This window comes from Streptosporangium minutum (genome assembly GCF_002149035.1).
In the GTDB taxonomy this organism is placed as follows: Bacteria; Actinomycetota; Actinomycetes; order Streptosporangiales; family Streptosporangiaceae; genus Streptosporangium; species Streptosporangium minutum.
In genome coordinates this window covers 1-25,954 of record NZ_NGFP01000130.1, presented here as the reverse complement: position 1 = coordinate 25,954, position 25,954 = coordinate 1, and the positions used below count along the sequence as shown (strand labels likewise).

Annotated in this window: 24 protein-coding genes; 16 read left to right on the top strand and 8 right to left on the bottom strand. The window is 70.6% G+C overall.

Annotated elements, in window-relative coordinates; all coding sequences use genetic code 11:
* Positions 1-1,035, top strand: a 1,035-nt coding sequence (locus CA984_RS25795; RefSeq protein ID WP_207621030.1) for a serine/threonine-protein kinase, incomplete at its 5' end; no start/stop codon positions are given.
* 269 nt (positions 1,036-1,304) lie between these two features.
* Here the strand turns inward: CA984_RS25795 and CA984_RS25790 are convergent.
* Both CA984_RS25790 and CA984_RS25785 read right to left on the bottom strand, forming a co-directional pair.
* A complete protein-coding gene (locus CA984_RS25790) occupies positions 1,305-2,441 on the bottom strand; it encodes an epoxide hydrolase family protein (protein ID WP_086576128.1) in 1,137 nt (378 codons plus the stop codon).
* A gap of 324 nt (positions 2,442-2,765) precedes the next feature.
* A complete protein-coding gene (locus tag CA984_RS25785) occupies positions 2,766-4,154 on the bottom strand; it encodes an FAD-binding oxidoreductase (protein ID WP_242676162.1) in 1,389 nt (462 codons plus the stop codon).
* 339 nt (positions 4,155-4,493) lie between these two features.
* On the opposite strand from CA984_RS25785, the gene CA984_RS25780 reads away from it, so the two are divergent.
* Positions 4,494-5,420 carry an RNA polymerase sigma-70 factor gene (locus tag CA984_RS25780; RefSeq protein WP_086576127.1) on the top strand — a complete coding sequence of 309 codons (927 nt, stop codon included), beginning with the start codon at positions 4,494-4,496 and terminating at the stop codon, positions 5,418-5,420.
* 131 nt (positions 5,421-5,551) lie between these two features.
* On the opposite strand, the gene CA984_RS25775 is transcribed toward CA984_RS25780, so the two are convergent.
* From CA984_RS25775 to CA984_RS25755, 5 genes are all read right to left on the bottom strand, one after another.
* Complete coding sequence (locus tag CA984_RS25775; protein ID WP_086576126.1) at positions 5,552-6,490, bottom strand: hypothetical protein; 939 nt, start codon at positions 6,488-6,490, stop codon at positions 5,552-5,554.
* Between the two features lie 179 nt (positions 6,491-6,669).
* Complete coding sequence (gene nuoH / locus CA984_RS25770; RefSeq protein WP_086576132.1) at positions 6,670-7,623, bottom strand: NADH-quinone oxidoreductase subunit NuoH; 954 nt, start codon at positions 7,621-7,623, stop codon at positions 6,670-6,672.
* Between the two features lie 128 nt (positions 7,624-7,751).
* Complete coding sequence (locus CA984_RS25765; protein WP_086576125.1) at positions 7,752-8,312, bottom strand: NADH-quinone oxidoreductase subunit C; 561 nt, start codon at positions 8,310-8,312, stop codon at positions 7,752-7,754.
* A complete protein-coding gene (locus CA984_RS25760; protein WP_086576124.1) occupies positions 8,309-8,830 on the bottom strand; it encodes an NADH-quinone oxidoreductase subunit B in 522 nt (173 codons plus the stop codon). Before CA984_RS25760 ends, CA984_RS25765 begins: the two co-directional genes overlap by 4 nt.
* A gap of 52 nt (positions 8,831-8,882) precedes the next feature.
* Positions 8,883-9,254 carry an NADH-quinone oxidoreductase subunit A gene (locus CA984_RS25755; RefSeq protein ID WP_086576123.1) on the bottom strand — a complete coding sequence of 124 codons (372 nt, stop codon included), beginning with the start codon at positions 9,252-9,254 and terminating at the stop codon, positions 8,883-8,885.
* Positions 9,255-9,424: 170 nt separating this feature from the next.
* Between CA984_RS25755 and CA984_RS25750 the strand changes: the two genes are divergently transcribed.
* The 11 genes from CA984_RS25750 to CA984_RS25705 all read left to right on the top strand — a co-directional run bounded on the left by CA984_RS25750 (position 9,425) and on the right by CA984_RS25705 (position 21,934).
* Positions 9,425-10,945 carry a polysaccharide deacetylase family protein gene (locus CA984_RS25750; protein WP_086576122.1) on the top strand — a complete coding sequence of 507 codons (1,521 nt, stop codon included), beginning with the start codon at positions 9,425-9,427 and terminating at the stop codon, positions 10,943-10,945.
* Between the two features lie 69 nt (positions 10,946-11,014).
* Entirely contained in the window at positions 11,015-11,104 is a 90-nt protein-coding gene (locus CA984_RS49340) for a putative leader peptide (protein ID WP_352031834.1), read from the top strand.
* 240 nt (positions 11,105-11,344) lie between these two features.
* Positions 11,345-13,198: a 2-oxoacid:acceptor oxidoreductase subunit alpha gene (locus CA984_RS25745; protein WP_086576121.1), complete on the top strand. Its 1,854-nt coding sequence runs from the start codon at positions 11,345-11,347 to the stop codon at positions 13,196-13,198.
* The gene (locus CA984_RS25740; RefSeq protein ID WP_086576120.1) at positions 13,191-14,237 is read left to right on the top strand and encodes a 2-oxoacid:ferredoxin oxidoreductase subunit beta; all 1,047 of its coding nucleotides are present in this window, start codon (positions 13,191-13,193) and stop codon (positions 14,235-14,237) included. The genes CA984_RS25745 and CA984_RS25740 overlap by 8 nt, the downstream gene beginning before the upstream one ends.
* A gap of 178 nt (positions 14,238-14,415) precedes the next feature.
* Positions 14,416-15,390 (top strand): NAD-dependent epimerase/dehydratase family protein, encoded by a 975-nt coding sequence (locus CA984_RS25735; RefSeq protein WP_086576119.1) that lies wholly within the window; start codon positions 14,416-14,418, stop codon positions 15,388-15,390.
* Positions 15,391-15,647: 257 nt separating this feature from the next.
* Complete coding sequence (locus CA984_RS25730; protein ID WP_086576118.1) at positions 15,648-16,313, top strand: polysaccharide deacetylase family protein; 666 nt, start codon at positions 15,648-15,650, stop codon at positions 16,311-16,313.
* A gap of 91 nt (positions 16,314-16,404) precedes the next feature.
* A complete protein-coding gene (locus CA984_RS25725) occupies positions 16,405-17,328 on the top strand; it encodes a glycosyltransferase family 2 protein (protein ID WP_086576117.1) in 924 nt (307 codons plus the stop codon).
* A 26-nt stretch (positions 17,329-17,354) separates the two neighbouring features.
* Positions 17,355-18,518, top strand: a complete 1,164-nt coding sequence (locus tag CA984_RS25720; RefSeq protein ID WP_242676161.1) for a GNAT family N-acetyltransferase — start codon at positions 17,355-17,357, stop codon at positions 18,516-18,518.
* Positions 18,519-18,657: 139 nt separating this feature from the next.
* A complete protein-coding gene (locus CA984_RS25715; protein ID WP_086576116.1) occupies positions 18,658-19,974 on the top strand; it encodes a nucleotide sugar dehydrogenase in 1,317 nt (438 codons plus the stop codon).
* Positions 19,964-21,142: a glycosyltransferase family 4 protein gene (locus tag CA984_RS25710; protein ID WP_086576115.1), complete on the top strand. Its 1,179-nt coding sequence runs from the start codon at positions 19,964-19,966 to the stop codon at positions 21,140-21,142. The genes CA984_RS25715 and CA984_RS25710 overlap by 11 nt, the downstream gene beginning before the upstream one ends.
* A 27-nt stretch (positions 21,143-21,169) precedes the next feature.
* Positions 21,170-21,934, top strand: a complete 765-nt coding sequence (locus CA984_RS25705; RefSeq protein WP_086576114.1) for a methyltransferase domain-containing protein — start codon at positions 21,170-21,172, stop codon at positions 21,932-21,934.
* A gap of 130 nt (positions 21,935-22,064) precedes the next feature.
* Here the strand turns inward: CA984_RS25705 and CA984_RS25700 are convergent, their stop codons facing one another.
* Complete coding sequence (locus tag CA984_RS25700) at positions 22,065-22,958, bottom strand: glycosyltransferase family 2 protein (protein ID WP_207621029.1); 894 nt, start codon at positions 22,956-22,958, stop codon at positions 22,065-22,067.
* 38 nt (positions 22,959-22,996) lie between these two features.
* On the opposite strand from CA984_RS25700, the gene CA984_RS25695 reads away from it, so the two are divergent.
* The 3 genes from CA984_RS25695 (at position 22,997) to CA984_RS45575 (ending at position 25,813) form a co-directional block, all read left to right on the top strand.
* Positions 22,997-23,560 (top strand): dTDP-4-dehydrorhamnose 3,5-epimerase family protein, encoded by a 564-nt coding sequence (locus tag CA984_RS25695; protein WP_086576113.1) that lies wholly within the window; start codon positions 22,997-22,999, stop codon positions 23,558-23,560.
* Between the two features lie 5 nt (positions 23,561-23,565).
* On the top strand, positions 23,566-24,468 hold the full coding sequence (locus CA984_RS25690) for a hypothetical protein (protein WP_086576112.1): 903 nt from the start codon (positions 23,566-23,568) through the stop codon (positions 24,466-24,468).
* A gap of 307 nt (positions 24,469-24,775) precedes the next feature.
* Positions 24,776-25,813 (top strand): DUF4082 domain-containing protein, encoded by a 1,038-nt coding sequence (locus tag CA984_RS45575; protein ID WP_165781405.1) that lies wholly within the window; start codon positions 24,776-24,778, stop codon positions 25,811-25,813.
* The last annotated feature ends 141 nt before the right edge of the window (positions 25,814-25,954 follow it).

Sequence of the window (25,954 nt, the reverse complement as noted above, 5' to 3'; positions counted from 1 at the left end):
CTCCCGTACCCTGCCCAGACCCCCCATCCGGCCCCGGTCCCGGTGATGCCGTACCCGACCGCGCCCACCGTCGCGTCGCAGATGCACACGCCCGGCCCGCAGCCCCGGACCCACCACACCCAGCCCCAGACCCACAACGGCCAGCCCTATAGCGGCCAGACGCGCTACGACCAGACCCGCCACGGCTACGACCAGCCCCACCAGGGCCGGACGCAGCACAACAGCGGGCAGCACAACAGCAGGCAGCACAACGGCCCGGCGCCCCAGGGCTGGCTGGGACCGTACCGGCTGATCGGAAACCTGGGCAAGGGCGGTCAGGGAACGGTCCATCTCGCGCTCACCCCGCAGGGGCAGAAGGTCGCGATCAAGGTTCTGCACGAGCACTTCAACGGCAACCAGGTGGTCCGGGAGCGGTTCCTGAGGGAGGTGGAGGCGACACGCAGGGTGGCGACGTTCTCCACCGCGCGGGTGCTGGACGTCAACATCAACGAGGACCAGGCCTACGTCGTCAGCGAGTATGTGGACGGCGTCTCCCTGGAGCAGCTGGTCCGCGACCAGGGACCGCGCAACGAGGACGGGCTGACCCGGCTGGCCCTGGCCACGGCGGGCGCGCTGGCCGCCATCCACCGGGCGGGCGTGGTGCACCGGGACTTCAAGCCGGCCAACGTGCTGATCGGCGCGGACGGCCCACGCGTGATCGACTTCGGCATCGCCCGCGCCCTCGACCAGGTCACCGCGACGTCGGGCAACATCATGGGCACCCCCGCCTACATGTCCCCCGAGCAGCTCGGCGGGGGCAGCATAGGCCCGGAGACCGACGTGTTCAGCTGGGCGGCCACCATGATCTTCGCCGCCTCCGGCCGCGTGGCCTTCGGCGAGGACACCATCCCCGCCATCCTCAACAGGGTGATCAACCATCACCCCGACCTGTCCGCCCTGCCCCAGTCCCTGCGCCCGCTGGCCGCGTCCTGCCTGGAGAAACAGCCCGGCAACCGGCCCACGGCCGCTGACATCATGCTGCGGATCGTGAACTAGACGATCGACCGGTTCCGGGGCCCACGGCCACGGAGATCCGCAACCATCGCATGGCCGGCCCAGGAGAAAGGACCTCACAGGCCACCCGCGCACGAGGGGCTTCGGGCCGGTATCCGTGATCTGCGGACCCCTGAAGCCCCAGGACGGCGACGATGAAGACGACAGCCGACCGGGGAGGCCGGGCACCACCGCGCAGCGCTGAGCGGCACCGGCGAGGGCCAGGGCGAGGGCGAGGGCGAGGGCGAGGCGGCCGCACGGGGATCAGGAACTCACCTGACGAGGCGGAAGAAGGCCCGGACGTCCTCGACGAGCAGGTCGGGCGCCTCCATCGCTGCGAAGTGACCGCCCCGGTCGAACTCCGACCAGTGCACGACGTTGTGCTCGCGCTCGGCGATCCGCCGGACCCCGGCGTCGCCGGGGAAGACGGCGGCGCCGTGCGGCAGCGCCGAGTACTCGGCCGCCGCCCCCCACCCCTTCTGCCCTTCCTTGTAGAGGCGGGCAGCCGAGGCGGCGGTCCCGGTGAACCAGTAGATGCTCACGTCGGTGAGCATCTGGTCGATGTCCACCGCGTCCTCGGGCAGTTCGCGGGCCGGGTCGGTCCACTCCTTGAACTTCTCCACGATCCACGCCAGCTGCGCCGCGGGCGAGTCGTGCAGCCCGAACGCGACGGTCTGCGGCCGGGTCGCCTGGATCATCGCGTAGCCGGCCCGGTCCTGGTCCTGGTACTGGCCGAGGCGGGCGAGTTCCGCGTGGGTCAGCCCCTCGAACTCGGCCGGGTCGCCGGTCGGGAACCCGAGAGCGCCGTTGACATGCACGCCGGCGACGTTCTGGGGTGCGGTGCGGCCGAGCATCGGCGCGATGACCGCGCCGCTGTCGCCGCCCTGCGCGCCGTACCGCCGGTAGCCGAGCCGGTCCATCAGCTCCGCCCACGCCCGGGCGACCCGCTGCATGTCCCAGCCGGTCTCGGTGGTGGGACCGGAGAAGCCGAACCCGGGGATCGACGGGGCGACGACATGGAACGCGTCGGACCGGTCGCCGCCGTGCGCCACCGGGTCGGTGAGCGGTCCGATGACCTTCAGGAACTCAGCGACCGAGCCCGGCCAGCCGTGCGTGATGATCAGCGGCAGTGCGTCGGGTTCGGGCGAGCGGACATGCAGGAAGTGGATGTTCTGGCCGTCGATCTCGGTGGTGAACTGCGGGTGCTCGTTGAGCGCCGCCTCCTGCTTCCGCCAGTCGTACGCCGTCCGCCAGTACTCGGCCAGCTTCTTCGCGTAGGAGGACGGGACGCCGTACGACCAGCCGGTGCCGGGCAGTTCGTCCGGCCAGCGGGTGCGTGCCAGGCGGTCGCGGAGGTCGTCCAGGTCGGCCTGCGGGATATCGATGCGGAACGGGTTGATTTTCGCCATGCCCACGACATTACGGATCGGCTAGGACAGGTTCCGCCCTAGGATGCGGGCAAGCTTGAAAGCATGTCGAAGACCTCGGCTCGACTCCTCGGCTCGGCCCCTCCCGCAGCCCCACCGGAACTGATCCGGCACGGTTCCGGCGGAGCGGCTCGGCCTCACGATGCGGGCCCCGGCACAACGCGGGCCCGGCACGATGCGGGCCCCGGCATGATACGGACCGTACGGCACGCGGCCCTCGGCACGATACGGACCGTACGGCACGATGCGGACCGCGTTGTACGAACTGGCCGGGGCGCCTCAGACGGCCCTGCCTGTCCGCACGGCCTACCGAGGCCGGACGTTGTGGTTGCGGGCGAACAGGTTGCCGGGGTCGTACTGGCGCTTGGCCGCCGCGAGCCGCTCGTAGGTCTCCGCTGGGTAGATCGCGGCGACATCCTCCTCGGTGGCGGAAGCGAGGAAGTTCGCGTAGGCGCCGCTGACGTGAGGTGCGAGTCTCCGCCAGACCGCTTCCAGAGCCGGACGGGCGGCCTCGACGACCGGCGCCGGGCCCACGGTGGTGGTCACGAACATCAACTCCGCTTGGCGATGCGCGTAGGCGGTGGCGTCGCCGGGGACTCGGGACACCGCGCCGCCGACGCTGCGCACGGCGATGAACGGCGGCCGCTCCGACGCCCCGGCCTCGGCGAGGATCCGGAGGACCTCGGACACCGATTCCCTGTCGACGAACGCGCTCCGGGTGACGAGCTGGATGCCGGGCGGCGGGGTCACGCCATCCACGAGCGTGTCCGCATAGGGCTTCAGCGCGACATCATCGTCGATCACCGTGCCGAGCCGGCGGATCGGATCGACGGCCTTGGCCGCGAGCTCCGGGTCGTCGCCGTCGAAGGCGACGTGGATCTCGACCGGCGCTTCGGGCCCGCCGGCGAAGGGATTGGCGAAGCTCGCGATGGAGGTGAGCTCTTCGGGGGCGGTGCGGAGGTGGTCCGCCCAGCCCTGGAGCACGCCGGCCGCCTGCGACGCCGGGAAGGCGATCTTGCCGTAGAAGACGTCTGTCGTCGGGTGCGCCACGAACTCGAAGGCGGTCACGATCCCGAAATTGCCGCCGCCGCCGCGAATCGCCCAGAACAGCTCCGGGTTCTCCTCCTCGCTCGCCCGCACGACCCGCCCACCGGCGGTGACCACCTCTGCGGCGACCACGCTGTCCAGGGTCAGGCCGTACTTCCTGACCTTCCAGCCGATGCCGCCGGTCAGCGTCAGCCCACCGACACCGACACCCCTGGTGTCGCCGGAGGAGATCGCCAGGCCGTGCGGGGCCAGGGCGTCCGCGACCTGGCCCCAGGTGGCGCCGCCGCCGATCCGCACGAGGTGGCGCTCGTTGTCGATGATCTCCACGTCCGCGAGGCCACCGAGGTCGATCACGACGCCGTCGTCGTTGGTGCCGAAGCCCGCAAACCCATGGCCACCGCCTCGCACGGACAGCGGAAGCCCTGCGCCGGCGGCGAATCCGACACCCGCCCGCACGTCCCCGACGCTCTTGGGCCGCAGAACACAGGCCGGACTGCCCGACGCCAGTACCGAGCGGCCGGCCGACGCGTACTCCGCCGCGCCCGGTTCGATGATGTCGCCGCCGAAGTCACGGCGGAGGGTTTCAAGCGCCGAGCTCATGGACGTGGCTGCGATCGGGCCGCCGGAGAGGGTCAAACGTGGTTCCACGATGCGTTTCCCTTGTGTCGTCGCGTGTTGCGCTGAACGAGCACAAGACACCGGCGACCCGATCCTTGTGACAGCGCGGGTCGCGTGACGTGCGTCACAGACAGGTGGCCGTATCGGCGATGTCCGACGCGCCGCTGCTCACGACGCCGCCTCGGCGTCACGCCATCCGGCAGCGGGCAAGTCACATCGTCCGGCAGCGGACAAGCCACGTCGTCCGGGAGCGGGCGAGTCACGTCGTCCGGGAGCGGGCAGCAAGGATTGGATCCCGTCTCGGTGTCACAAAACGGCGGGACCCGGTGTCTGGTGGGCGACACAGTCGAGAGTGAAGGAGCCACTCCCATGGCCGGCACGTCGCAGACCGCGCCCGAAGGTCCCGGCGGGGGCATGAGCCAGGACGGCCGCGCGGAGTCCGCCACCGAGGCGTTCGTCGCCCACCGCAACCTGCTGTTCACCGTCGCCTACGAGATGCTCGGCTCGGCCACCGACGCGGAGGACGTCCTGCAGGAGACCTGGTTGCGGTGGGTGGGCGTCGATCTCGGCACCGTACGGGATCAGCGCGCGTACCTGGTCCGGATCACCACCCGGCAGGCGCTCGTCCGACTGCGCACGCTCGGCCGGCGCAAGGAGTCCTACGTCGGCCCCTGGCTGCCCGAGCCACTGCTGACCACGCCCGACGTGGCCGAGGATGTCGAGTTGGCCGAGAGCGTCTCGATGGCGATGCTGCTGGTGCTGGAGACGCTCACGCCGACCGAGCGGGCGGTGTTCGTACTGCGTGAGGTGTTCGATCTGGCCTACGGCGAGATCGCCGGAGCCGTCGACAAGAGCCCGGCCGCGGTCCGCCAGATCGCCCACCGGGCACGGGCACACGTCGCGGCGCGCCGGCCGCGCGGGGTCGTTTCCCCGGCCGAGGCCCGCGGCGTGCTTGAGGCGTTCCAGCGGGCAGTCGAGACGGGCGATCTGCAACGCCTGCTCGACATCCTCGCGCCGGATGTCGTCCTTCTGGGCGACGGTGGCGGAGTCGTGCCGGCCGCGCTGGCGCCCGTCGTGGGGGCCGGCGGCGTGGCCGACGTGCTGGGCAGGTTCGCCGCGGCGTCGCTGCAGCCGGCACAGGTCAATGGCCACCCGGCGCTGATCCGCCGGCTCAACGGCGAGATCGACACCGTCATGGCGGTGCGCATCGAGGGCGGCCTCATCACCGGGCTCTACGCCGTGCGCAATCCCGAGAAACTGTCACGCATGGAGCGGGAGACCGTGGTGAGCCGCTGAGCCGGCCGTCGCACGCCGGCCGTACCTCTCGCGGGACCGGACGGTCCCGCGGAGCCGGGTGCCGCGCCCTGGGACCGATCGTCTACGGCACCGCGTCCCGGACCCGGGTGCCATGCCCTGGGACCGATCGTCTACGGCACCGCGTCCCGGACCCGGGTCGTCAGGTCGAGGTACTCCTCGCGGCTCAGTGCCCTGGTCCGGAGCTCCAGTCCGTTCCGCACGGCGAAGCGCTCCACCTCCTCGGGATCCCAGTGTCCCGGCAGGTGGAGCAGGCTCTCACCGACGATCAGCCCGCCCACCCCGGGCTCCGCCGAGTAGAGCAGCAGTCTGGACGCGTCGATCTCGCGCGTCCTGCGCGCCGTCTCCAGCAGCAGCCGGCCGTGGACGACCACCAGGCGGCAGTGCGGATCCCCCCGTCGCTGGAGCTCCCGGGCGTCGGCGATCTGCCTGCGGGTCCGGCGCCGGCCGATCCCGACGACGACGGCGGCGCCGATGACGGTCACCACGGCCAGGACCAGGGCGGCGATCCCGAGCAGGCCCATGCCCCGGGTGACGTCACGGCCGGGGGCCGTCATGTTGAGGACCACCAGCGTCGCGAAGGCGACGCCGTAGGCCAGCACCAGCCACATGAGCCCGTAGAGCAGCTGCTCGCGCCACCAGACCTTCGGCGAGCCCATGGGCGGCCGCAGGCTTCTCACCCCCGGCACGCGGAGCCTCGGCAGCGCCGGGGGCGGCCGGCGCCAGGTCACCACGTGCCACCCCGGCGACCTGCGGGCGAGCGCGATCCGGGCCTCCTCCCCCGTGGCGAACCGCCGCAGCTCGAACCCCAGGCCGTTCTCCTGGGCGAACGCCTCCACCTGCCGGCGCGAGCGGGAGCCGGGAGCCTCCATCATCACCAGGCCGGACTCGTCCAGCACCGCCAGGCCGTACCGCGTCCTGCCCCTGCCCGGGTAGCCGAACAGGAGCAGCGTGCTCACCCGGTCCGGGCCGGCGAGCGGCAGCCGTACCGGCGGATGCTCCGGTACCTCGACGACCAGATCGTCGTCCTCCACGGCGAGCGCGAGAGTCATGCGTTCCGTCCTTGGCCTGTGATGTCACATACGGTTTTCCTTCTTGCCCCTTGCCCGGCGCGCACGCTTCGAACGTGTCCGGCGCGCACGCTTCGCACATCGACCCCATCCTGTACGGCGGAGCGGTGCGTGCGCGCGACACGCCACGCCACCGGCGGCGGGGATCGCGGAGGGGCGGATCATCCCGCCAGGACTTTGACGACCCCCGTCAGCGCGAGCTGGATCAGTGCCAGCGGCACGAGGCCCACCCAGGCGAGCTTCTGGAGCTGGTCCTCGCGGAGGCGGGGAAAGCTCACCCTGAGCCAGATCACCACGAACACCAGGGCGAACACCTTGATGAGCATCCACACGGGCCCGGGCAGCAGGGGCCCGTGCCAGCCGCCCAGGAACAGCACGGCGGTGAGGGCGGAGACCACGATGATCCCAGCGTATTCGGCCAGCATGAACAGGGCGAACCTGATCCCCGCGTATTCGGTCAGCGGGCCCATAATGATCTCGGAGTCCGCGATCGGCATGTCGAACGGCGGGCGGCGCAGCTCGGCGAGCCCCGCCAGGAAGAAGATCACGGCGCCGATCGCCTGCCAGGGCAGCCACCACCACTGCCAGGCCTCCACGATGCCCGGCAGGGAGAGCGTGCCCGCGGCCATCGCGACGCTGGAAGCCGCCAGGACCAGCGGCAGCTCGTAGGACATGAGCTGGGCCGCCGACCGCATCCCGCCCAGGACCGAGTATTTGTTCCCCGACGACCACCCGGCCATGATCGAGCCGAGCACGCCGACCCCCATCACGGCCAGGACGAAGAACAGGCCGACGTCCAGGTCCACCCCGACCAGACCTGGGCCGACCGGGATGACGGCCATCACCACCAGGTAGGGGATCAGCGCCACCCCCGGCGCCAGGGCGAAGACCCGGCGGTCGGCGGCGGCCGGGATCACGTCCTCCTTCTGGACGAACTTGATCCCGTCCGCGATGAGCTGGGCCCAGCCGTGGAAGCCCCCCGCGTACATCGGGCCGAGCCGCGCCTGCATGTGCGCCATGACCTTGTGCTCGGTCTGCCCGGCGACCAGCGGCAGCACGAGGAAGACCGCGATGATCCCGACGAGCCGGACCGCGGCGTCGAGCACTCCGGCCATCACGCCTCCCACCCGGGCACTCCGGGTGTCACGTCTCCCGGCCGGGCACTCCGGCTGAGCACTCCGGCCGTCACGGCTCCCGGGCCGCTGCGCGTCTCAGCCATCATGCCTCCCGGCCGCCGGGCGTCTCAGCCATCACGTCCCCAGTCGGCGGGCACGCCGGGCGGGAGGGTCTTGCGGCGGCTCGGCGAGCCGTGGTCGGACTCACCGGGCTCCTTGGCCCCCGGCCAGGCCTTCGCGACCCGGGCGGCCAGCACGAAGTCCTTGCGCAGCGGGAAGCCCTCGAAGCCGTCGGGCAGCAGCAGCGGGACCAGGTTCGGGTGGCCCTCGAAGATCACACCGAACATCTCGAAGGTCTCGCGCTCGTGCCAGTCGGCGCCCCGGAAGACGCCGACCGCGCTGGGCAGGCGGGGGTCCTCGCGCGGGACGCGGGTGCGCAGCAGCAGGTGCCCGCGCGAGCGGGGGTCGAACACGTGGGCGACGACCGAGAACCCGTCCGGCGGGTCGTCCACCCCGGTCAGCCAGTCGAAGAACTCGTAGCCCCCGGAGCGGGCGGACTCCAGCAGGCCGAGCCAGTCGCCGGCCTGGACGTCCACCGTGACCTCGCCGAACGACTCCGACACCTGTGCGCGCGTGCCGTACCGTTCCTGGATGGCGGCCACCACCGGCAGCCCCGCGTCGCCGCTCATACGGCCGGCTCCCCGGCCGGCCGGCCGTACCGTTCGCCCAGGTGCTCGGCGGCGATCTTCTCCTGGAGCAGCATGATGCCGTGGAGCAGGGCCTCGGGCCGGGGCGGGCAGCCGGGGACGTAGACGTCCACCGGGATGATCTGGTCGACGCCCTTGGTGACGCAGTAGGAGTCCCAGTACGGCCCGCCGGAGTTGGAGCAGGCGCCGAAGGAGATCACGTATTTCGGATCGGGCATCTGCTCGTACAGCCGCTTGACCGCGGGGGCCATCTTGTCGGTCACCGTGCCCGAGACGATCATCAGGTCGGCCTGCCGCGGGCCGTTGGCGAACGGGATGACCCCGAACCTGATGAAGTCGTGCCTGCTCGCCGAGGTCGCGATGAACTCGATCGCGCAGCAGGCCAGGCCGAAGTTGAACGCCCACAACGAGTAGCGCCGCCCCCAGTTGAGGACGAAGCGCATGGGCTTGGGGGCCAGCCGGGAGACCGGCCCCACCGTGGGCATCGGAAGATCCGCCATGCCACTCATTCTCCTTCAGCGCCGATGGCCTCGCTCGCTCGGCCACCGGGTCTCATGTCCAGGCGAGCACGCGTTTGCGCCAGGCGTACAGGATCCCGAGCGCGATGAAGCCCAGGAAGACGAACATCTCCACCAGGGTGGTCATCCCGAAGCCGGGGGCGGCGAAGACCGTCGCCCACGGGAAGAGGAAGACCGCGTCCACGGCGAACACGACGTAGAGGTAGGTGAAGACGTAGTAGCGGATCTGGGACTGGGCCCAGTCGGCGCCGACCGGGTCGACGCCGCACTCGTAGGTCAGCAGCTTCTCCGGAGTCGGGCGGTGCGGGCGGAGCAGCCGGTTGACCGACAGCGCACCGGCGACGATGGCCACCCCGATCACGAACAGCGCGAGGACCACCCCGTAGGAGCTGAAATATCCGCTCATGGATCCTCCTCGCGGGAACCCCCGCCGGACGAAGCCTCTCTCACCACCTATAGCAGTATCCACCGCCCTCGTCACCCAGGGCAGCGGCCAAACCTGATGCGGCCAAAACCTCTGCCCCATTAACCCCAACGGCAGGCAAAAGGGCAGATATCGCCTTTAACCTCTCCTTCATGCCCAAACTGCGATTCACCGGAGGAATCGCGCTAGTTGCCGCAACCGTGGCCGGCTGCGGCGTGGCCATCCCCTCCCCCGCCGAGGAAAACCCGCTCCCCTCAGAGCCCACGATGATCAACTATGTGGACCCCTCCCAGGTCCAGGGGCTGAACGTCCGGAACATGAACGGAGGCGACACCGGCGACCGGCGCGTGCACGTGACCTACCCCTCGGTCGACGACGCCTCCCGCCTGTCCGAGAAGATCCGCCGGACGGTCACCGAGCGGCTCGACCGGTTCACCCGGGACACCTCCATGAACACCGCCCTCCCCTACCCGGAGTTCAACGTGGACTGGCAGCTCGCCGCCGCGTCCGACCAGGTGATCGGCGTCCGGCTGCGCATCGGCGAATCCCTCGGAGCCGGCTGGTCGGAGTCCCGCACCACCGTCTGGTACGACCGGGTGGACAGGCGCGCCCTGAACTCCGCCGCCCTTCTCCGGGACGACTCCGCGCTGGCCGAGCTGGCCCGGATCGTCAGGGAGAGCCTGAACGAGAAGGGGTCGCGAGTGGATCCGCGCGCCGTCAGACCGGACGCGGAGCTGTTCGACTCCCTCGGCTTCAACCCGCGCGGCGAGCTCGTCGTGGAGTTCGACGACTACCAGGTGGCGGGAGAGGACCTCGGCCGGGTGGCGGTGGCCGTCCCGGCCGCCGAGGTGACGCCGCTGCTGTCGGCGACCGGGCTGCGGGCGCAGCAGGCGGCCTCGGGGACGGCGTGGATGTCTCCGCCGATGGGGTCGGACCAGTCCATCGAGGCGGCGAACACCGTCAAGCCTCCGGCGCGGAGCTCCATGGCGGGCAGCGTGGACTGCGCGAGGGTCAAGTGCGTCGCGCTGACCTACGACGACGGACCGGGCCCGGACACCGGGCGGCTGCTGGACACCCTCGCCCGCGCGGGCGCCAGGGCGACCTTCTTCAGTGCCGGCTCCAACGCCGCCGCCCGCCCCGAGCTGCTGTGGCGGATGCGGCAGGAGGGACACCTGGTGGCCAACCACACCTGGTCCCACCGCGACCTGACCTCCCTGTCCAGCAGCAGGATCGCCGACCAGCTCGACCGCGCCCAGTACACGATCTCCCAGGCGATCCGGCAGGTCCCCACGCTGATGCGCCCGCCGTACGGCGCGAGCAGCGTCCAGGTCGCCTCGGTGGCGCGCAGGCTGGGCCTGTCGGTGGTCCGGTGGAGCGTTGACACCGAGGACCGGCTCGACCGCGACCCCGGGGCCATCGCCGACCGGGCCGTCTCCCGGGCCAGGCCGGGAGCGATCGTCCTCATGCACGACGTCCACGGCGCGACCGTCGACGCGGCTCCCGAGATCGTGCGCCGCCTGCAGGAGAAGGGTTACGTCTTCGTCACCGTCCCCGAGCTGTACGGCTCGCGCGGGATGGAGCCGGGCAGGACCTATGACTCCGCCGCGTCCGGCGGCGGCTCGGGCAGATCGGGCAGCGCCACGCGCGCACTGGAGAAGCAGGCGATGCCATAACCTGGGGCTATGAGTACATAGCCGGAGGTGATGAGGTCGGCTCCCGGGCGGGACATATAGTTAGGCATCGTGACCCCAACTGTCCTCTTCGGCCGCCTGCACATAGACCTGTGCCGGCTCGCCGCCGGGCTGTGTAGGGCCAACTGTTCGCGATCGTGACCCCCACGTAGGCCGCCTTCCGGCCGCATTCGCAACGCCAGCGCCCCCGCCCTGACTCAGCGGCCGCCGAGGATGCGCGACACACGTCACCTTCCTCCGCCGAGTGGAACGCGAAAGATTACGCGTGACTTCGAGGGATCTAGCAACGCGAAAGATTACGCGTCACTCCGAGGGATCTAGCATGGAACTGAGAACGTGCAACCAGCAACGGCGCCCTGCCGCGTCGAGGAGGACTGAGCTTTGACCAAGCAGGTTCAGCAACTCGACCGCGTGATCATCCGGTTCGCCGGAGACTCCGGTGACGGCATGCAGCTCACCGGTGATCGCTTCACCGCGGGAACTGCGGAGTTCGGCAACGACCTGTCGACCCTGCCCAACTTCCCGGCCGAGATCCGCGCCCCCGCAGGGACCCTGCCGGGTGTGTCGAGCTTCCAGCTTCACTTCGCCGACCACGACATCCTCACCCCGGGCGACGCCCCCAACGTCCTGGTCGCGATGAACCCCGCCGCGTTGAAGGCCAACCTCGGCGACCTGCCGCGCGGGGCCGACATCATCGCCAACACCGACGAGTTCACCAAGCGCAACCTGCAGAAGGTGGGCTACGACGGCAACCCCCTGGAAGACGACTCGCTCGCCGAGTGGCGCCTCCACCCGGTGCCGCTGACCTCGCTGACGGTCAAGGCGCTCGAGGGCTTCACGCTGTCCAAGAAGGACGCCGAGCGGTCCAAGAACATGTTCGCCCTCGGCCTCCTGAGCTGGCTCTACCACCGGCCGACCGAGGCGACGATCCAGTTCCTGGAGAACAAGTTCGCCAAGAAGCCGGACATCGCCAAGGCCAACATCGCGGCCTTCCAGGCGGGCTGGAACTACGGCGAGACCACCGAGTCCTTCTCGGTCTCCTACGAGGTCAAGCCGGCCAAGCTGCCCCCCGGCGTCTACCGCAACATCTCCGGTAACCAGGCGCTCGCCTACGGTCTGATCGCCGCCTCGGTGCAGGCGAGGCTGCCGCTGTTCCTCGGGTCCTACCCGATCACCCCGGCCAGCGACATCCTGCACGAGCTGTCCAAGCACAAGCGGTTCGGCATCCGCACCTTCCAGGCCGAGGACGAGATCGCGGGCGTCGGCGCGGCGCTCGGCGCCGCCTTCGGCGGGGCACTCGGCGTCACCACGACCTCCGGGCCCGGCGTGGCGCTGAAGGCCGAGACCGTCGGCCTGGCGGTGACCACCGAGCTCCCGCTGCTCGTGGTCGACGTGCAGCGCGCGGGGCCGAGCACCGGGATGCCCACCAAGACCGAGCAGACCGACCTCCTCATGGCCATGTTCGGCCGCAACGGCGAGTCGCCGCTGCCGATCGTGGCGCCCTCCACCCCGTCCGACTGCTTCGACGCGGCCATCGAGGCGGCCCGCCTGGCGGTGAAGTACCGCACGCCGGTCATGCTGCTGTCCGACGGCTATCTCGCCAACGGCTCCGAGCCGTGGAAGGTGCCCAGCGCGGCCGAGCTGCCGGACATCTCCACCGAGTTCGCCACCGGGCCCAACGGCGAGGACGGCGTGACCTTCCTGCCCTTCAAGCGCGACGCCGAGACGCTCGCCCGTCCCTGGGCCATCCCGGGCACCGCGGGTCTGGAGCACCGGATCGGCGGCATCGAGAAGGCCGAGAACACCGGCAACATCTCCTACGACCCCGGCAACCACGACAAGATGGTCCGGCTCCGCCAGGCCAAGATCGACGGGATCGCCCAGGACATCCCGCCGCTGGAGGTCGACGATCCCGACGGCGACGCCCGCGTGCTGGTCCTCGGCTGGGGTTCCACCTACGGCCCGATCGCGGCGGCCGTGCGGCGGATCCGGAAGTCCGGCGGCAAGGTCGCCCAGGCCCACCTGCGGCACCTCAACCCGCTGCCCGCCAACACCGGCGAGGTCCTGCGGGCCTACGACAAGGTGTTGCTCCCCGAGATCAACCTCGGCCAGCTCGCGCTCCTGCTCCGCGCCCGTTTCCTGGTCGACATCATCAGCTACAACCGCGTGCGCGGGCTTCCGTTCAAGGCCGAGGAGCTGGCCGGCGTGATCCAGGACGTGATCGACAGTGAGTGAGATCCAGAACGGCAGGGGCCTGTCCCTGGTCCCGAAGTCCGACGTCAAGCTGGGGATGAAGGACTTCAAGTCCGACCAGGAGGTGCGCTGGTGCCCGGGCTGCGGTGACTACGCGATCCTGGCGGCGGTCCAGTCCTTCGTCCCGGAGCTGGGCCTCAAGCGCGAGAACATGGTGTTCGTCTCGGGTATCGGCTGCTCGTCCCGGTTCCCGTACTACATGAACACCTACGGCTTCCACTCGATCCACGGGCGCGCCCCGGCGATCGCGACCGGGCTGGCCGCCTCCCGTCCCGACCTGTCGGTATGGGTGATCACCGGTGACGGCGACGCGCTGTCCATCGGCGGCAACCACCTGATCCACGCGCTGCGCCGCAACGTCAACCTGAACATCCTGCTGTTCAACAACAGGATCTACGGCCTGACCAAGGGCCAGTACTCCCCCACCTCCGAGATCGGCAAGATCACGAAGTCCACCCCGATGGGCTCGCTGGACAAGCCGTTCAACCCGATCTCGCTGGCGATCGGCGCCGAGGCCTCCTTCGTGGCCCGGACCATCGACTCCGACCGCAAGCACCTGCAGTCGGTGCTGCGCGAGGCCGCCGAGCACCGGGGCACCTCCCTGGTCGAGATCTACCAGAACTGCAACATCTTCAACGACAACGCCTTCGAGCCGTTGAAGGACCCGGAGCAGCGTGACGACATCACGCTGCGCATGGAGCACGGCCGGCCGATCGTCTCGGCCTCCAAGGCCGTGCGCCGGGCGGCCGACGGCGGCATCGAGGTCGTCCCGAGGGCGGAGGTGCGCGAGGACGAGATCCTCGTCCACGACGCCCACCGCGCCGACCCGTCGCTGGCGTTCGCGCTGTCACGGCTGGACGAGCCCTCCTTCGAGCACGTTCCGATCGGCGTCTTCCGCAGCGTGGAGCGCCCTTCCTACGACGAGCTGATGGCCGGGCAGCTTGAGGAGGCCGTCGGCGATCGCGGCCGGGGCGACCTGGACGACCTGCTGCTCGCCGGGGACACCTGGCGCATCGGCTGACGGACGAGATGACGACGATGGGGCCGCTCGATCGAGCGGCCCCATCGGTTTTTCCCCGGACAAGCCGATATCGGCTGCCTCACCGCGCGGGACAAGGTATGAAATGCCTGGGCCTATCAGCCAGGTATGCCAGCTAGAGCGTCCGACATGACTCGTTAGACACACGAGGAGAACGCCCATGCTCACCGCCCCTGCGCCCCGAGACCCACATGCCCAGGGACAGGAGGACCACCTCTGGTACGGCTCACGCGTGCTGGTGACAGGTGCCACCGGATTCATCGGAGCTCATCTCGTACGGCGCCTGGGCTCGCTCGGAGCGCAGGTGCACGCGGTCAGCCGCAGACCACAGGAGAAATCCGCCTCCGGAGCGACCTGGCACGTCGCGGACGTCAGCGACGCGGAGGCGATCGAGGACCTCGTCCGTTCCACCCGGCCCGGCGTCGTGTTCCACCTCGCCAGCGAGGTCGCCGGGGCGAGGGACCCGCGGCTCGTCCGGACGATGCTGGACAGCAACCTCGCCAGCGTGGTCAACCTGCTGACGGCGGTCGCCGGCAGCCCCGACACCCGGGTGGTGCTCGCCGGATCGCTGGAGGAGCCCCGGCCGGGCGAGGGCGAGGCGGCGCCGTCGTCGCCCTACGCGGTCGCCAAATGGGCCGCCAGCGGCTACGCGCGGATGTTCCACCATCTCTGGGACGTCCCCGTGACGACCCTGCGCATCGGGATGGTCTACGGGCCGGGCCAGCACGACACCAGCAAGCTGGTGCCCTACGCGACGCTCTCGCTGCTCCGCGGCGAGGCGCCCAGCCTCAGCAGTGGAACGCGCCACCTAGACTGGGTCTACGTCGACGACGTGGTCGACGCCTTCCTCGCCGCGGGCGGGACAGCCGAGGCGGCCGGCCGGAGCTTCGACATCGGCACGGGAACGCGGACCTCCATCCGGGACACCGTGGAGCTGCTGGGCCGGATCGTCGGCAGCTCGCTGCGGCCCCGCTACGGCGCGCTCTCCGACCGCCCGCTGGACAGCGCCCGGATCGCCGACATCGCCCCCGCCGCCGAGGTGCTCCGCTGGCGTCCCGCCACCGGCCTGGAGGAGGGCCTCCGGCTGACCGCGGCCTGGTACGCCGAGCGCCTGCGACAGGACGACGTGCCGTAGCAGGACGACGTGCCGTGGCAGGACGGCGTGCCGCGACGGGACGCCCTCCGGCGGACCCCCGCCGCGCCGTACGCTGACAGGCTCCGCCGCGCCGTACGACGAGGAGACCCCCGCCGCCCGGGCGCTGCCGGCCCCCGGGCGGCGGGGCGGCGCGCTGTAACGGGAGGCCGCGGGATCCGATATCAACCGGGGGCACGGTCATCGCGCGCGGTGCCCGTTCCCGCAACCGGGACGCCGGATCAGAAACGAGGGCGCTGGTGGATTCGGTCGTCAACCTCACGGTGCACGGCATCGGTCCGACCAGCCGTGAGCTCGACCCGGGCGAGGACACCACCTGGGTCAGCGTCGAGCAGTTCGAACGGGTCCTCGACGCGGCGGTGGGCCGCCAGGACGTCCGCATCACCTTCGACGACGGCAACGCCTCCGATGTGGAGATCGCCCTTCCCCGGCTGCTCGACCGCGGCCTCACCGCGGAGTTCTTCGTACTGGCCGGGCTCCTCGGCGAGCCGGGCCGGCTGGACGCGGACGGGGTGCGGGAGCTGGTCGCGGCGGGCATGCGGGTCGGCTCACACGGCTGGGCGCATCGCGACTGGCGGCGGCTGGACGGGGAGCAGGCGGAAGAGGAGATCTTCGACGCCAACCGGCTCCTCGGCGAGCTCACCGGACGGCCGGTGTCGAGGGTGGCCATCCCGTTCGGTTCCTATGACAGACGCGTGCTCGGCAGGCTGCGGCGGGCGGCGGTGACGCGTGCCTACACCAGCGACGGCGGCCGCGCCCGGCCCGGCTCCTGGCTCCAGCCGCGCAACAGCCTGCGCCACGACATCGACGGCACGTGGGCCCCCCGGATCATCGACGGGACGCCGCCGCTGCCGCTGCGCGTCCGCAGGGTCGCCGCGCGGGCGTTCAAGCGTGCCCGCGGGTGAGAGGTCCCGCGATCGGCACGGGCGGGATCCGGAACCCCGGTGAGGCTTGGAACGTGGTAACGACACCGCCGCGCCCGACGATGACGAATATATGACGCCTGGTACCCCCCGGATCGCCGTAGTGATCGTCACCTACAACAGCGCGGAGGTACTCGAAGGCTGTCTGCGCTCCCTCACCGAGGGTTCCCGGGGTGTGCACCTCGCCGACGTCGTCGTGGCTGACAACGCCTCGAAGGACGGGTCGCTCAAGATCGCCGCAGGGATGACCGGTCTCCCGCTCCGGACCGTCCAGCTCGGCCGGAACGCCGGTTACGCCGCGGCGATCAACGCCGGTATCGAGGCGCTGGACCTGCGGGACATCGACGCGGTCTACGTGATCAATCCCGACTGCAGGCTGCGGCCGGGCTCGCTCCTCCCGCTCGCCGACGCGCTGCGGCCGGCGGGACGCGGCATCGCCGTACCACGCATGATCAACCCGGACGGCAGCCTGCAGCCGTCGCTGCGCAGGACGCCCACCCTGCGCAGGGCCCTGGCGGAGGCGCTGATCGGCGGAGACCGGGCGGGCCGGATCGGCACGCTCGGCGAGCTGGTCACCGACCCGCGGGAGTACGAACGGCCCGGCGTCGCGGCCTGGGCGACCGGCGCGGCCATGCTCATCTCCACTGACGTCATCAGGGAGATCGGCCCGTGGGACGAGTCGTTCCTGCTCTACAGCGAGGAGACCGAGTTCGCGCTCCGTGCCGGCGACCGGGGCTGGGCGCTCTGGTACGAACCGGCGTCGGTGATCGAGCACATCGGCGGCGACTCGGGGGTCAACCCCACGCTCGCCGCGCTGCTCACGGTCAACAAGGTGAAGCTGTTCCGCCGGCGCCGGAGCGCTCCGGCCTCGTTTGCCTACTACCTGGCGGTCGTCTTCGGTGAGGGAGTGCGCGCGCTCGCGGGGCGCCGCACGTCACGGGCATCGGTCGTGGCTCTGCTCAGGCCGTCGCGCCGGCTCCAGAAGCTCGCGGACTGATCCGGTCGGCGACGAGAGGAACGACGATGAGCATGCCCGCGAGCGAAGCGCCCGACGGACCGGAGGCACCCGACCCCGCCCGGCCGACGAGGGCACGGGAGGCCGCACGACCCGTACAGGCGGCGCAGACGGTGCAGACGGTGCGGACGGTCGGGTTTGACGCGCTCACCGCGGAGGAGTTGGACGCCTGGCATCTGCTGCGGGCGGCCAACCCCCTGCTGGACAGCCCCTACTTCCATCCCGGCTTCGCCGCGGCCGTGCACGCCAGTGGCCGCGAGGTGCGGGTGGCGGTGGGCAGGGACCGGGCGGGCGAGGTCAGCGCCCTGCTGCCCCACCACCGCGAGCGGTCGCTGATCAGGCCCGCGGGCTGGCCGGCGGCGGACTTCCAGGGGCCCGTGCTCGCCCCCGGCTCCTCCTTCCCCCCGCTGGCCCTGCTCACCGGCGGAGTCCGCGGCTTCGAGTTCGACCACCTGGTGGAGAGCTGCGCGGACTTCGAGCCGTGGGTGGAGTCCCGGCGGCCGTCGCCGTTCCTGGACGTCTCCGGCGGTCTGGAGGGATACCTGGGCCGGGCGTCGCGCAGCGGCAAGGACAACATGGGACAGGCCCGCCGCCGTACGGCGAAGGCCGAGCGGACGCACGGCACGGTGCGGTTCGCCGCCGACGCGGTCGACCCCGAGGTCCTGGGCCGGGTGGTGGAGCTCAAGCGCGCGCAGTACGCCGCCACCGGCGCCAGGGACTATTTCGCCGAACCGGACCGCCATGACCTGCTGACCCGGCTGCTGCACACCCGCGACTCCTCATTTGGGGGCGTTCTGTCCACTTTGCACGCCGGCCCCCATCTGGTGGCAGCACATTTCGGAATACGTTCGGGAAACGTGCTCCACTGGTGGTTTCCGGTCTATGACCCGGCTTTTTCCAGCCTCGCCCCCGGATGGATGCTGCTGCGCGAACTCGTCGCCGCCGCTCCCGCCCTTGGCATCACGCGCATCGACCTCGGACGCGGCGACGACGAGTACAAGAGACGCGCCAAGACCGGTGAGACGCCGGTGTGCCAGGGGATCGTGACCCGGAGCTCGGCCCGGCAGGCGCTGCGGCGGGCACGGGACTCCGTGGTCACCACGGCGAAATCATCCGCACTCGGCCCTGGTTTGCGCCATATTGTGCACAAACTTCGCGCATTGCGGCGGTAATCCCACCTCGGAGTGAGTACTTCTCGAAATCGTAACGATCCAACGAAATCATCCGACTAAAGGGTGATTCGGGCGAGGCTTAGAAAACGCCTCCTGCCCCGCAACCGGCCGGCAAGTGACGCGATGGAGGCAGCGCACAATGAGAATCAGCGTGTTCGGACTCGGCTATGTCGGTTGCGTCTCCGCGGCCTGCCTGGCGGCCAGCGGGCACGAGGTGATCGGCGTCGACGTCAATCCCACGAAGATCGAACTCATCGGCCGCGGCCAGGCGCCGGTCGTCGAGGAGCGGATCGGCGAGCTGACCGCCGAGGTCGTGCGGGCCGGTGCGCTACGGGCCACCACCGACGTCGCCGAGGCGATCAACGCGACGGAGATCTCGCTGATCTGCGTGGGCACGCCGTCCGCTCCGAACGGCAGCCTCTCCACCGCCTACCTGGAGCGGGTGGCCGAGCAGATCGGCCAGGTGCTGGCCGGCAAGGGCGAGCGGCACACGATCGTCTTCCGCAGCACCATGCTCCCCGGCACCTGCACCGACCTGCTCATCCCGATCCTGGAGCGGACCTCGGGGCTGCGGGCCGGAACCGGCTTCGGCGTGGCGGTCAACCCGGAGTTCCTGCGCGAGGGAACGAGCGTGCGCGATTTCTTCGAGCCGCCCAAGACCGTCATCGGCCAGCTCGACCCCGCCAGCGGCGACGCGGTCGCCTCGCTGTACGAGGGCCTTCCGGGCGAGGTCTTCCGGGTGCCCATGGCGGTGGCCGAGATGACCAAGTACGCCGACAACGCCTTCCACGGATTGAAGATCAGCTTCGCCAACGAGATCGGGGCGGTCTGCCAGGCGCTCGGCCTGGACTCCCACCAGGTCATGGACGTCTTCCTCGCCGACCGCAAGCTCAACGTCAGCCCGGCCTACCTGCGGCCGGGCTTCGCCTTCGGCGGCTCGTGCCTGCCCAAGGACCTCAGGGGCCTGGTCTACGCGGCCCGGCGGGCCGACGTCTCGGTGCCGCTGCTGTCGCACGTCCTGCCGTCCAACGAGGACCACCTGAGGCGCGCCTTCGAGCTGGTGGCCGCGGCCGGCAGCCGCCGCATCGGGCTGTTCGGGCTGTCGTTCAAGCCGGGCACCGACGACCTGCGGGAGAGCCCCCTGGTCGAGCTGGCCGAACGCCTGCTGGGCAAGGGGTACGACCTGCGCATCTATGACGCCAACGTCTCGCTGTCCCGCCTGATGGGGGCCAACCGGGACTACATCGAGAGCAGGCTGCCGCACCTGGGCGACCTGCTGAGCAACTCCGCCGACGACGTGCTCGCGCACGCCGACGTCTGCGTCGTCGGCTGCAAGGACCCCGCCGTGCTGAGCGCGCTCGACGGCGCGGGAGACCGTACGATCATCGACCTCGTCCGCCTCCCCGACGCCGCCGAGCGCCGGGCACATCCTGGATACGTGGGCCTTGGCTGGTAAAGCACTCATCCTCGTCGAGAACCTCTCCGTACCGTTCGACCGGCGGGTGTGGCAGGAAAGCACCACGCTGCGCGACGCCGGTTGGGACGTGCACGTCATCTGCCCCCAGGGCACCAAGCGGGACACCGAACCGCACGTCGAGATAGACGGGGTGAAGATCTACCGCTATCCGCTGCGGGCGGCGACCGGCGGCCCGCTCGGCTACGTGCAGGAGTACGGCTCGGCGCTGTGGCACACCTTCCGGCTGGCCCGGCGGATCGGGCCGGTGGACGTGGTGCACGCCTGCAACCCACCGGACCTGCTGTTCCTCGTGGCGAGGATGCTCAAGCGGCAGGGCGCGCGGTTCGTGTTCGACCAGCACGACCTGGTGCCCGAGCTCTACCTGTCCCGTTTCGACCGCGGCAAGGACTTCCTCTACCGCGCCGTGTGCCGGTTGGAGCGGCTCACCTACCAGGCGGCCGACGTGGTCATCGCGACCAACGAGAGCTACCGCGAGGTCGCGATCGGCAGGGGCGGCAAGAAGCCCGAAGAGGTGTTCGTGGTGCGCAGCGCACCGGCGGTCGAGCGGTTCCACCAGGTCCCCCGGGAGGAGTCGATCAAGCGCGGGAAGCCGCATCTGCTCTGTTACCTCGGCGTGATGGGCCCGCAGGACGGCGTGGACTACGCGCTGCGGTCCCTGGCCAGGCTCCGCGACGACCTGGGCCGCACGGACTGGCACGCGGTGTTCGTCGGCGGCGGGGACACCTTCGAGGACATGATCGCCTTCTCCCGCGAGCTGGGCCTGGCGGACTCCGTCGAGTTCACCGGCCGGATCCCGGACGAGGACCTGCTGCGCTACCTGTCCGCGGCGGACGTCTGCCTCGCGCCGGACCCGCTCAACCCGCTCAACGACGTGTCCACCATGAACAAGATCATGGAGTACATGGCGATGGCCCGCCCGATCGTCTCCTTCGACCTCCGCGAAGCGCGGGTCTCGGCCGGGGATGCCGCGGTCTACGCACCGGCCAACGACGAGTCGGAGTTCGCCAAGCTGATCGCCCGGCTGCTCGACGATCCTCAGGAGCGTCAGCGGATGGGCGAGACCGGTAAGGCCCGGGTCACCGGCCCGTTGTCGTGGGAACGCTCCAGGACCGCGCTTCTGGCCGCCTACGAGGCCGCCTGTTCCTGACATGCCAGCGAGAAAGGAAGCGTCGCCATGAGTGTGCTCATCGAGACCGTCGCCGCCACGGAGCTCGCCGCCCTGATGGAGAGCTGCGTCGACACGGGCGCGGCAACCGCGGCCGGAGCTGTGGAAGGGCTCCGGCGGTCCTACAAATGGCTGCGCCGCACCTCCGTCCAGCTCCTGTTCGAGCGCCGGTACGGAGTACGGACCTCGGACGTCGTGGGCCTTGAGGAGTTCGGGCTGGCCCGGCAGGACAGGGTCTACTACTCGGCGGCGAACTGGCAGACCCTCCGGCGCACGCTGCCCCGGCGCGACGTCGGCGAGCACGACGTCTTCATCGACCTCGGCTCCGGCATGGGCCGCATGGTGCTGGAGGCGGCGTCCCGATACCCCTTCGGGAAAGTGATCGGTGTCGAGCTCTCCGAGCAGCTCAACGACATCGCACGGCAGAACATCGCGAGCACCCGTCTCCGCCTGCGCTGCAAGGACGTCGACCTCGTCCGGTCGGACGTGCTCGACTACGACATCCCCGACGACGTCACCGTGGTGTTCCTCAACAATCCCTTCCGGGGCGAGACCTTCGCGACCGTGATGGAGAGGCTGATCGCGTCCGTGGACCGGAACCCGCGCCCGGTCACGGTGATCTACTTCAACCCGGTCGAGGAGGCGTTCCTGCTGAGCACCGGCCGTTTCCACCGCCTCCGCACGGTGACACGGGGGCGCAGGAGCGCCGAGGACAGCCCGTTCGGCTCGGTCCGGGTGTACGCGATCACCGAGCGGGCCGGTGCCCGACCGTAGCGGCCACGCGGACGGCGGGGCGGCCGGCCGTACCGGGCGGTCCCGCCGCCCCTCGGACAGCGGTACGGCCGGCCGTACCGGCCCCCCGGACGTCACCGCCCGGACGGACGGCGCCGCGCCCCCCCGCGGGCTACCCGCCCGCCGAGGACCGGCTGCTGGCGTCCGTGCCCCACTGGACCCCGCTGCCGCGCGAGGCGCGCATCCGGGTCAGCGTCCGGTCCATGAGCAGGACGGTGAGGTAGCAGCCCGCGTCGAGGAGGCTGACCTTCCGTCCTGCCACGAGGGCGCCCAGGGAGCTCAACCGCAGGCGGCCCTCTGCCGCGGACCGGCCCAGCTCGGCGAGCTGCCGGTTGCCCAGGCGCACCCGCACCCGCCTGTTCAGGTGCGCCGAGACGGTCCGCGCCGGGCGGACCAGCGACCGGGCCTCGGAGACCACCGCCCGCTCGTGAGGCGCGAAACCGCCGTGCACCCAGCCGTCGTCGGAGATCACGTCCGGCAGGGGGAAGACCCGGGCGTGCCCCTCCTCGGTGAGGACGTACACCCCCACTCCCGCCAGCGCCCGGAACGGCGCGATCAACTGGTCGTGCACCTTGTGCATGCGCCGGGTGAACCAGCCGACTCCGGCCAGGTCCCACGCCGGGACCGGGGCGCAGGCGAGCACACCGGGGCGGCCCGCGGCGGCGACGAGCGCGCGCACCGACTCCGCGTCCAGCTCGACGTCGGCGTCCAGATAAACGCGGGGGAAGGTCCGGCAGGTCTCGTCGCCGAGCCGCAGCGCGTTGGCCTTGCCCGGCACCGGCGTCTCGACGACGCGCACGCCGGCCTGCCTGGCGACCTCCGCCGTGCGGTCGGAGCACGCGTTCGCCACCACCACCACGTCGAACTCCCCCGGAGCCGTCCCCGCCAGCAGCCGCCGCAGACCGCTCGCGACGACGGCCTCCTCGTTGTGCGCGGGCACGACGACGCTGACAACCGGCTGCCGTCCGCGGCCCGGTGGAGCGTCCTCGTCCACAGCGTCGTTCACCGGAACGCCTCCCGATCGCCTCTGAAAAGGATGACCTGATGAGAGTAGAACGGACCAGAATCGACGGGGTGCTGTTGTTCGTACCGACGCCACACCGTGACGACCGGGGGCTGTTCACCAGGACCTTCGACAAGGTCGTCGCCGAGGGGGCCGGGCTGGACTTCGCGGCGTTCGTGCAGGACAGCCAGTCCCGCTCGCGGCAGGGGACGGTCCGCGGGATGCACGGCCGCTCCGGCCGGGGTGAGGCCAAGCTGGTGCGCTGCGCGCGCGGAGCGGTGCACGACGTGCTGGTCGACGCCCGTCCCGGCTCGCCCACCTTCGGCGAGCAGACCTCCGTACTGCTCGACGACGAGACCTTCGTCACCCTCTACGTGCCCCCCGGGCTGCTGCACGGCTTCCAGGCCCTGACCGAGCAGACCGACGTCTGCTACCGCATCGACCGGGAGCACGACCCGGCCGAGGACCTGTCCGTCCGCTACGACGATCCCGAACTGCGGATCGACTGGCCCCTTCCCGTGTCGGCGATCAGCGGGCGGGACCTTTCTGCGGGATCATGGACGCAGCTGCGAGATCGGCTCTGCGGTCCGGACGCGATGGAGTGAACGACATGCGATGGGTCAGTCTGCTCGCTGCCGCCTCAGCGGTCACCATGATGTTCCTGGCGGGATGCACGTCGTCCTCGGCCGGGAGCCCGACGAGCCGGCCCACCGGCACTCCGGGTGAGCCCACCGGCGCCACCGGCCGCTGCCCCGGCCATCCGACCCCGGCCTGCACCGGCGTGCCGCCCGGTACCAAGCTGACCGTGAAGGCCCTCAACGAGGACGGCGCCGCCTACCGGGTCAGGACTGCCGGCACCGTGCTGGACGGCGTGCACATCCCCGGTGACCTGCTGATCCACGCCGAGAACGTCACGGTCAGGAACAGCCGGATCGACGGAGGCGTCATCAACGCCGACGGCCCTCGGAGCTACCGGTTCACCATCACCGACTCGACCGTCGGCCCCGCCCAGGGCTGCAAGACGCTGCCGGGGATCGGGCAGGACAAGTACACCGCCCTGCGGGTGCACGTCCGCGGTCACGGTGACGGCTTCCGCGCCTCCGGCGACGACGTCGTGGTCAAGGACTCATACGCCAACCTGTGTTCCAACCCGGGTGACCACTCCGACGGCATCCAGACCTACAACACCGGCAGGGGCCTGGTCTTCGACCACAACACCATCGACCAGCGCAACGCCAAGGACGTCACCGCGCCGATCTTCCTCGTCGACGAGCAGATCGTCGACGCCGTGATCACCAACAATCTGATCATGGGCGGCACCTACAGCATTCAGCTCCGGAACGGACGCGGAAAGCTGATCATGCGGGGCAACAAACTGGTCGACAAGTCCTGGGTTTACGGTCCGGTCGATTCCGAATGCAAGACGATCGACTGGGCTGACAACTCGCTGGTGACGATCGACGAGAACTACCGCGTCACCTCGACCGTCGGCCCCCTGACCTGCGTAGGCTAACTTTCACACCATCTCCTCCTTATTGTTGGCACATCAGGTGAGACGGCCCTCATGCCGATCTGATCAAGTAATGACATAGTCGAACAATCGTCATTTGGGAACTCTTCTAGGCAATACCCGCAAAACTGATGCGTATCTATGACCTCAGCCGCAACAATGGCCTCTGCGCGAGGACCAAACGGACACATTGTCGAGCCGACCGCAAATCGGCGCGGAGGTCAGAGAGATGACCAGTACACGCCCCCCACGCCGGGGTGGAAACAGCGAAGGCAGGCCGCCCCGCCGCCGACGGTCGCAACCTGGACTGGTGGCAGTCCTCATCGTGGCCGTCGTGGCGGTGTCCGTCCCGGCTGTCTGGTTCATTACCCGTGACGGCGTCACCGTGGAACAGGCGGCCGCGGCTCAGCCCGCGCCCGCCGCCGCCGCACCGCAGGAGCCCAAGGAGACGAGCTTCTGGTCGACGAGCACCAAGGTGAAGGCCGCCCCGCGCGCCGACCGCGCGCCCGTCGAACTGGGCATGCGCTTCACCGCGGCCAGGAGCGGCTGGGTGGCGGGGGTCCGGTTCTACAAGGCCCCCGGCGACAAGGGCAAGCACACCGGAAGCCTGTGGAGCGCGGGCGGGAAACGGCTGGCGCGCGTGACGTTCGCCGGAGAGAGCGCCTCCGGCTGGCAGGAGGCGCGCTTCGCCTCGCCGGTGCGGCTCAAGGCCAAGCAGCTCTACACGGTCTCCTACCACAGCGCGGCCGGCAACTACGTGGGCAGCAGGGGCTTCGACTCCGCCCGCTCAGGGCCGCTGGCCACGACGTCCCGCAACGCGGGGGTGTTCGGGTACGGCAGGAGCGCCTTCCCGGACCGCTGGAACGCCAAGGGCTACAACTACTGGGTGGACGTCATCTTCCGCTGGCGCGACCGCTCCCCGGCGCCCACGAGGTCGCCCCAGCCGTCGCAGCCGCCCCAGGGGCCGGGTGAGACGCCGGTCGCGAGCCCGACCCCGAGCACGGGCGCCACCCCCGACACGTCATCGAGCCCGAGCGAGACCGGTGCGAGCCCCGTCCCCAGCCCGACCCAGACGTCCGGCACGGGTCCGAGTCCCAGCCAGACCGGCACGAGTCCCAGCCCGAGCCAGACAACCGGGACGAGCCCCTCTCCCAGCCAGACCGGCGCGAGCCCGAGCGGCAGCTCCAGCCAGACGGCCGGCCCCGGTCCCAGCACCTCCGCCACCACGACCGGCACGCCGAGGCCGACGCCGACCTCCCGGCCCACGGTCACCCCGAAGCCCACACCGACCYCCCGGCCGACACTGACCCCGGGGCCGACGGTCGAGTCGGTGATGGTGAACCGGTAGGTCCGGGGGCCGTCGGCGTTGATGACGCTCCCGTCGATCTGGCTGTTCCTGACCGTGACGTTCTCGGCGTGGATCAGCAGGTCGCCGGGGATGTGCACGCCGTCCAGCACGGCTCGATGTGCACGCCGTCCAGCACGGCTC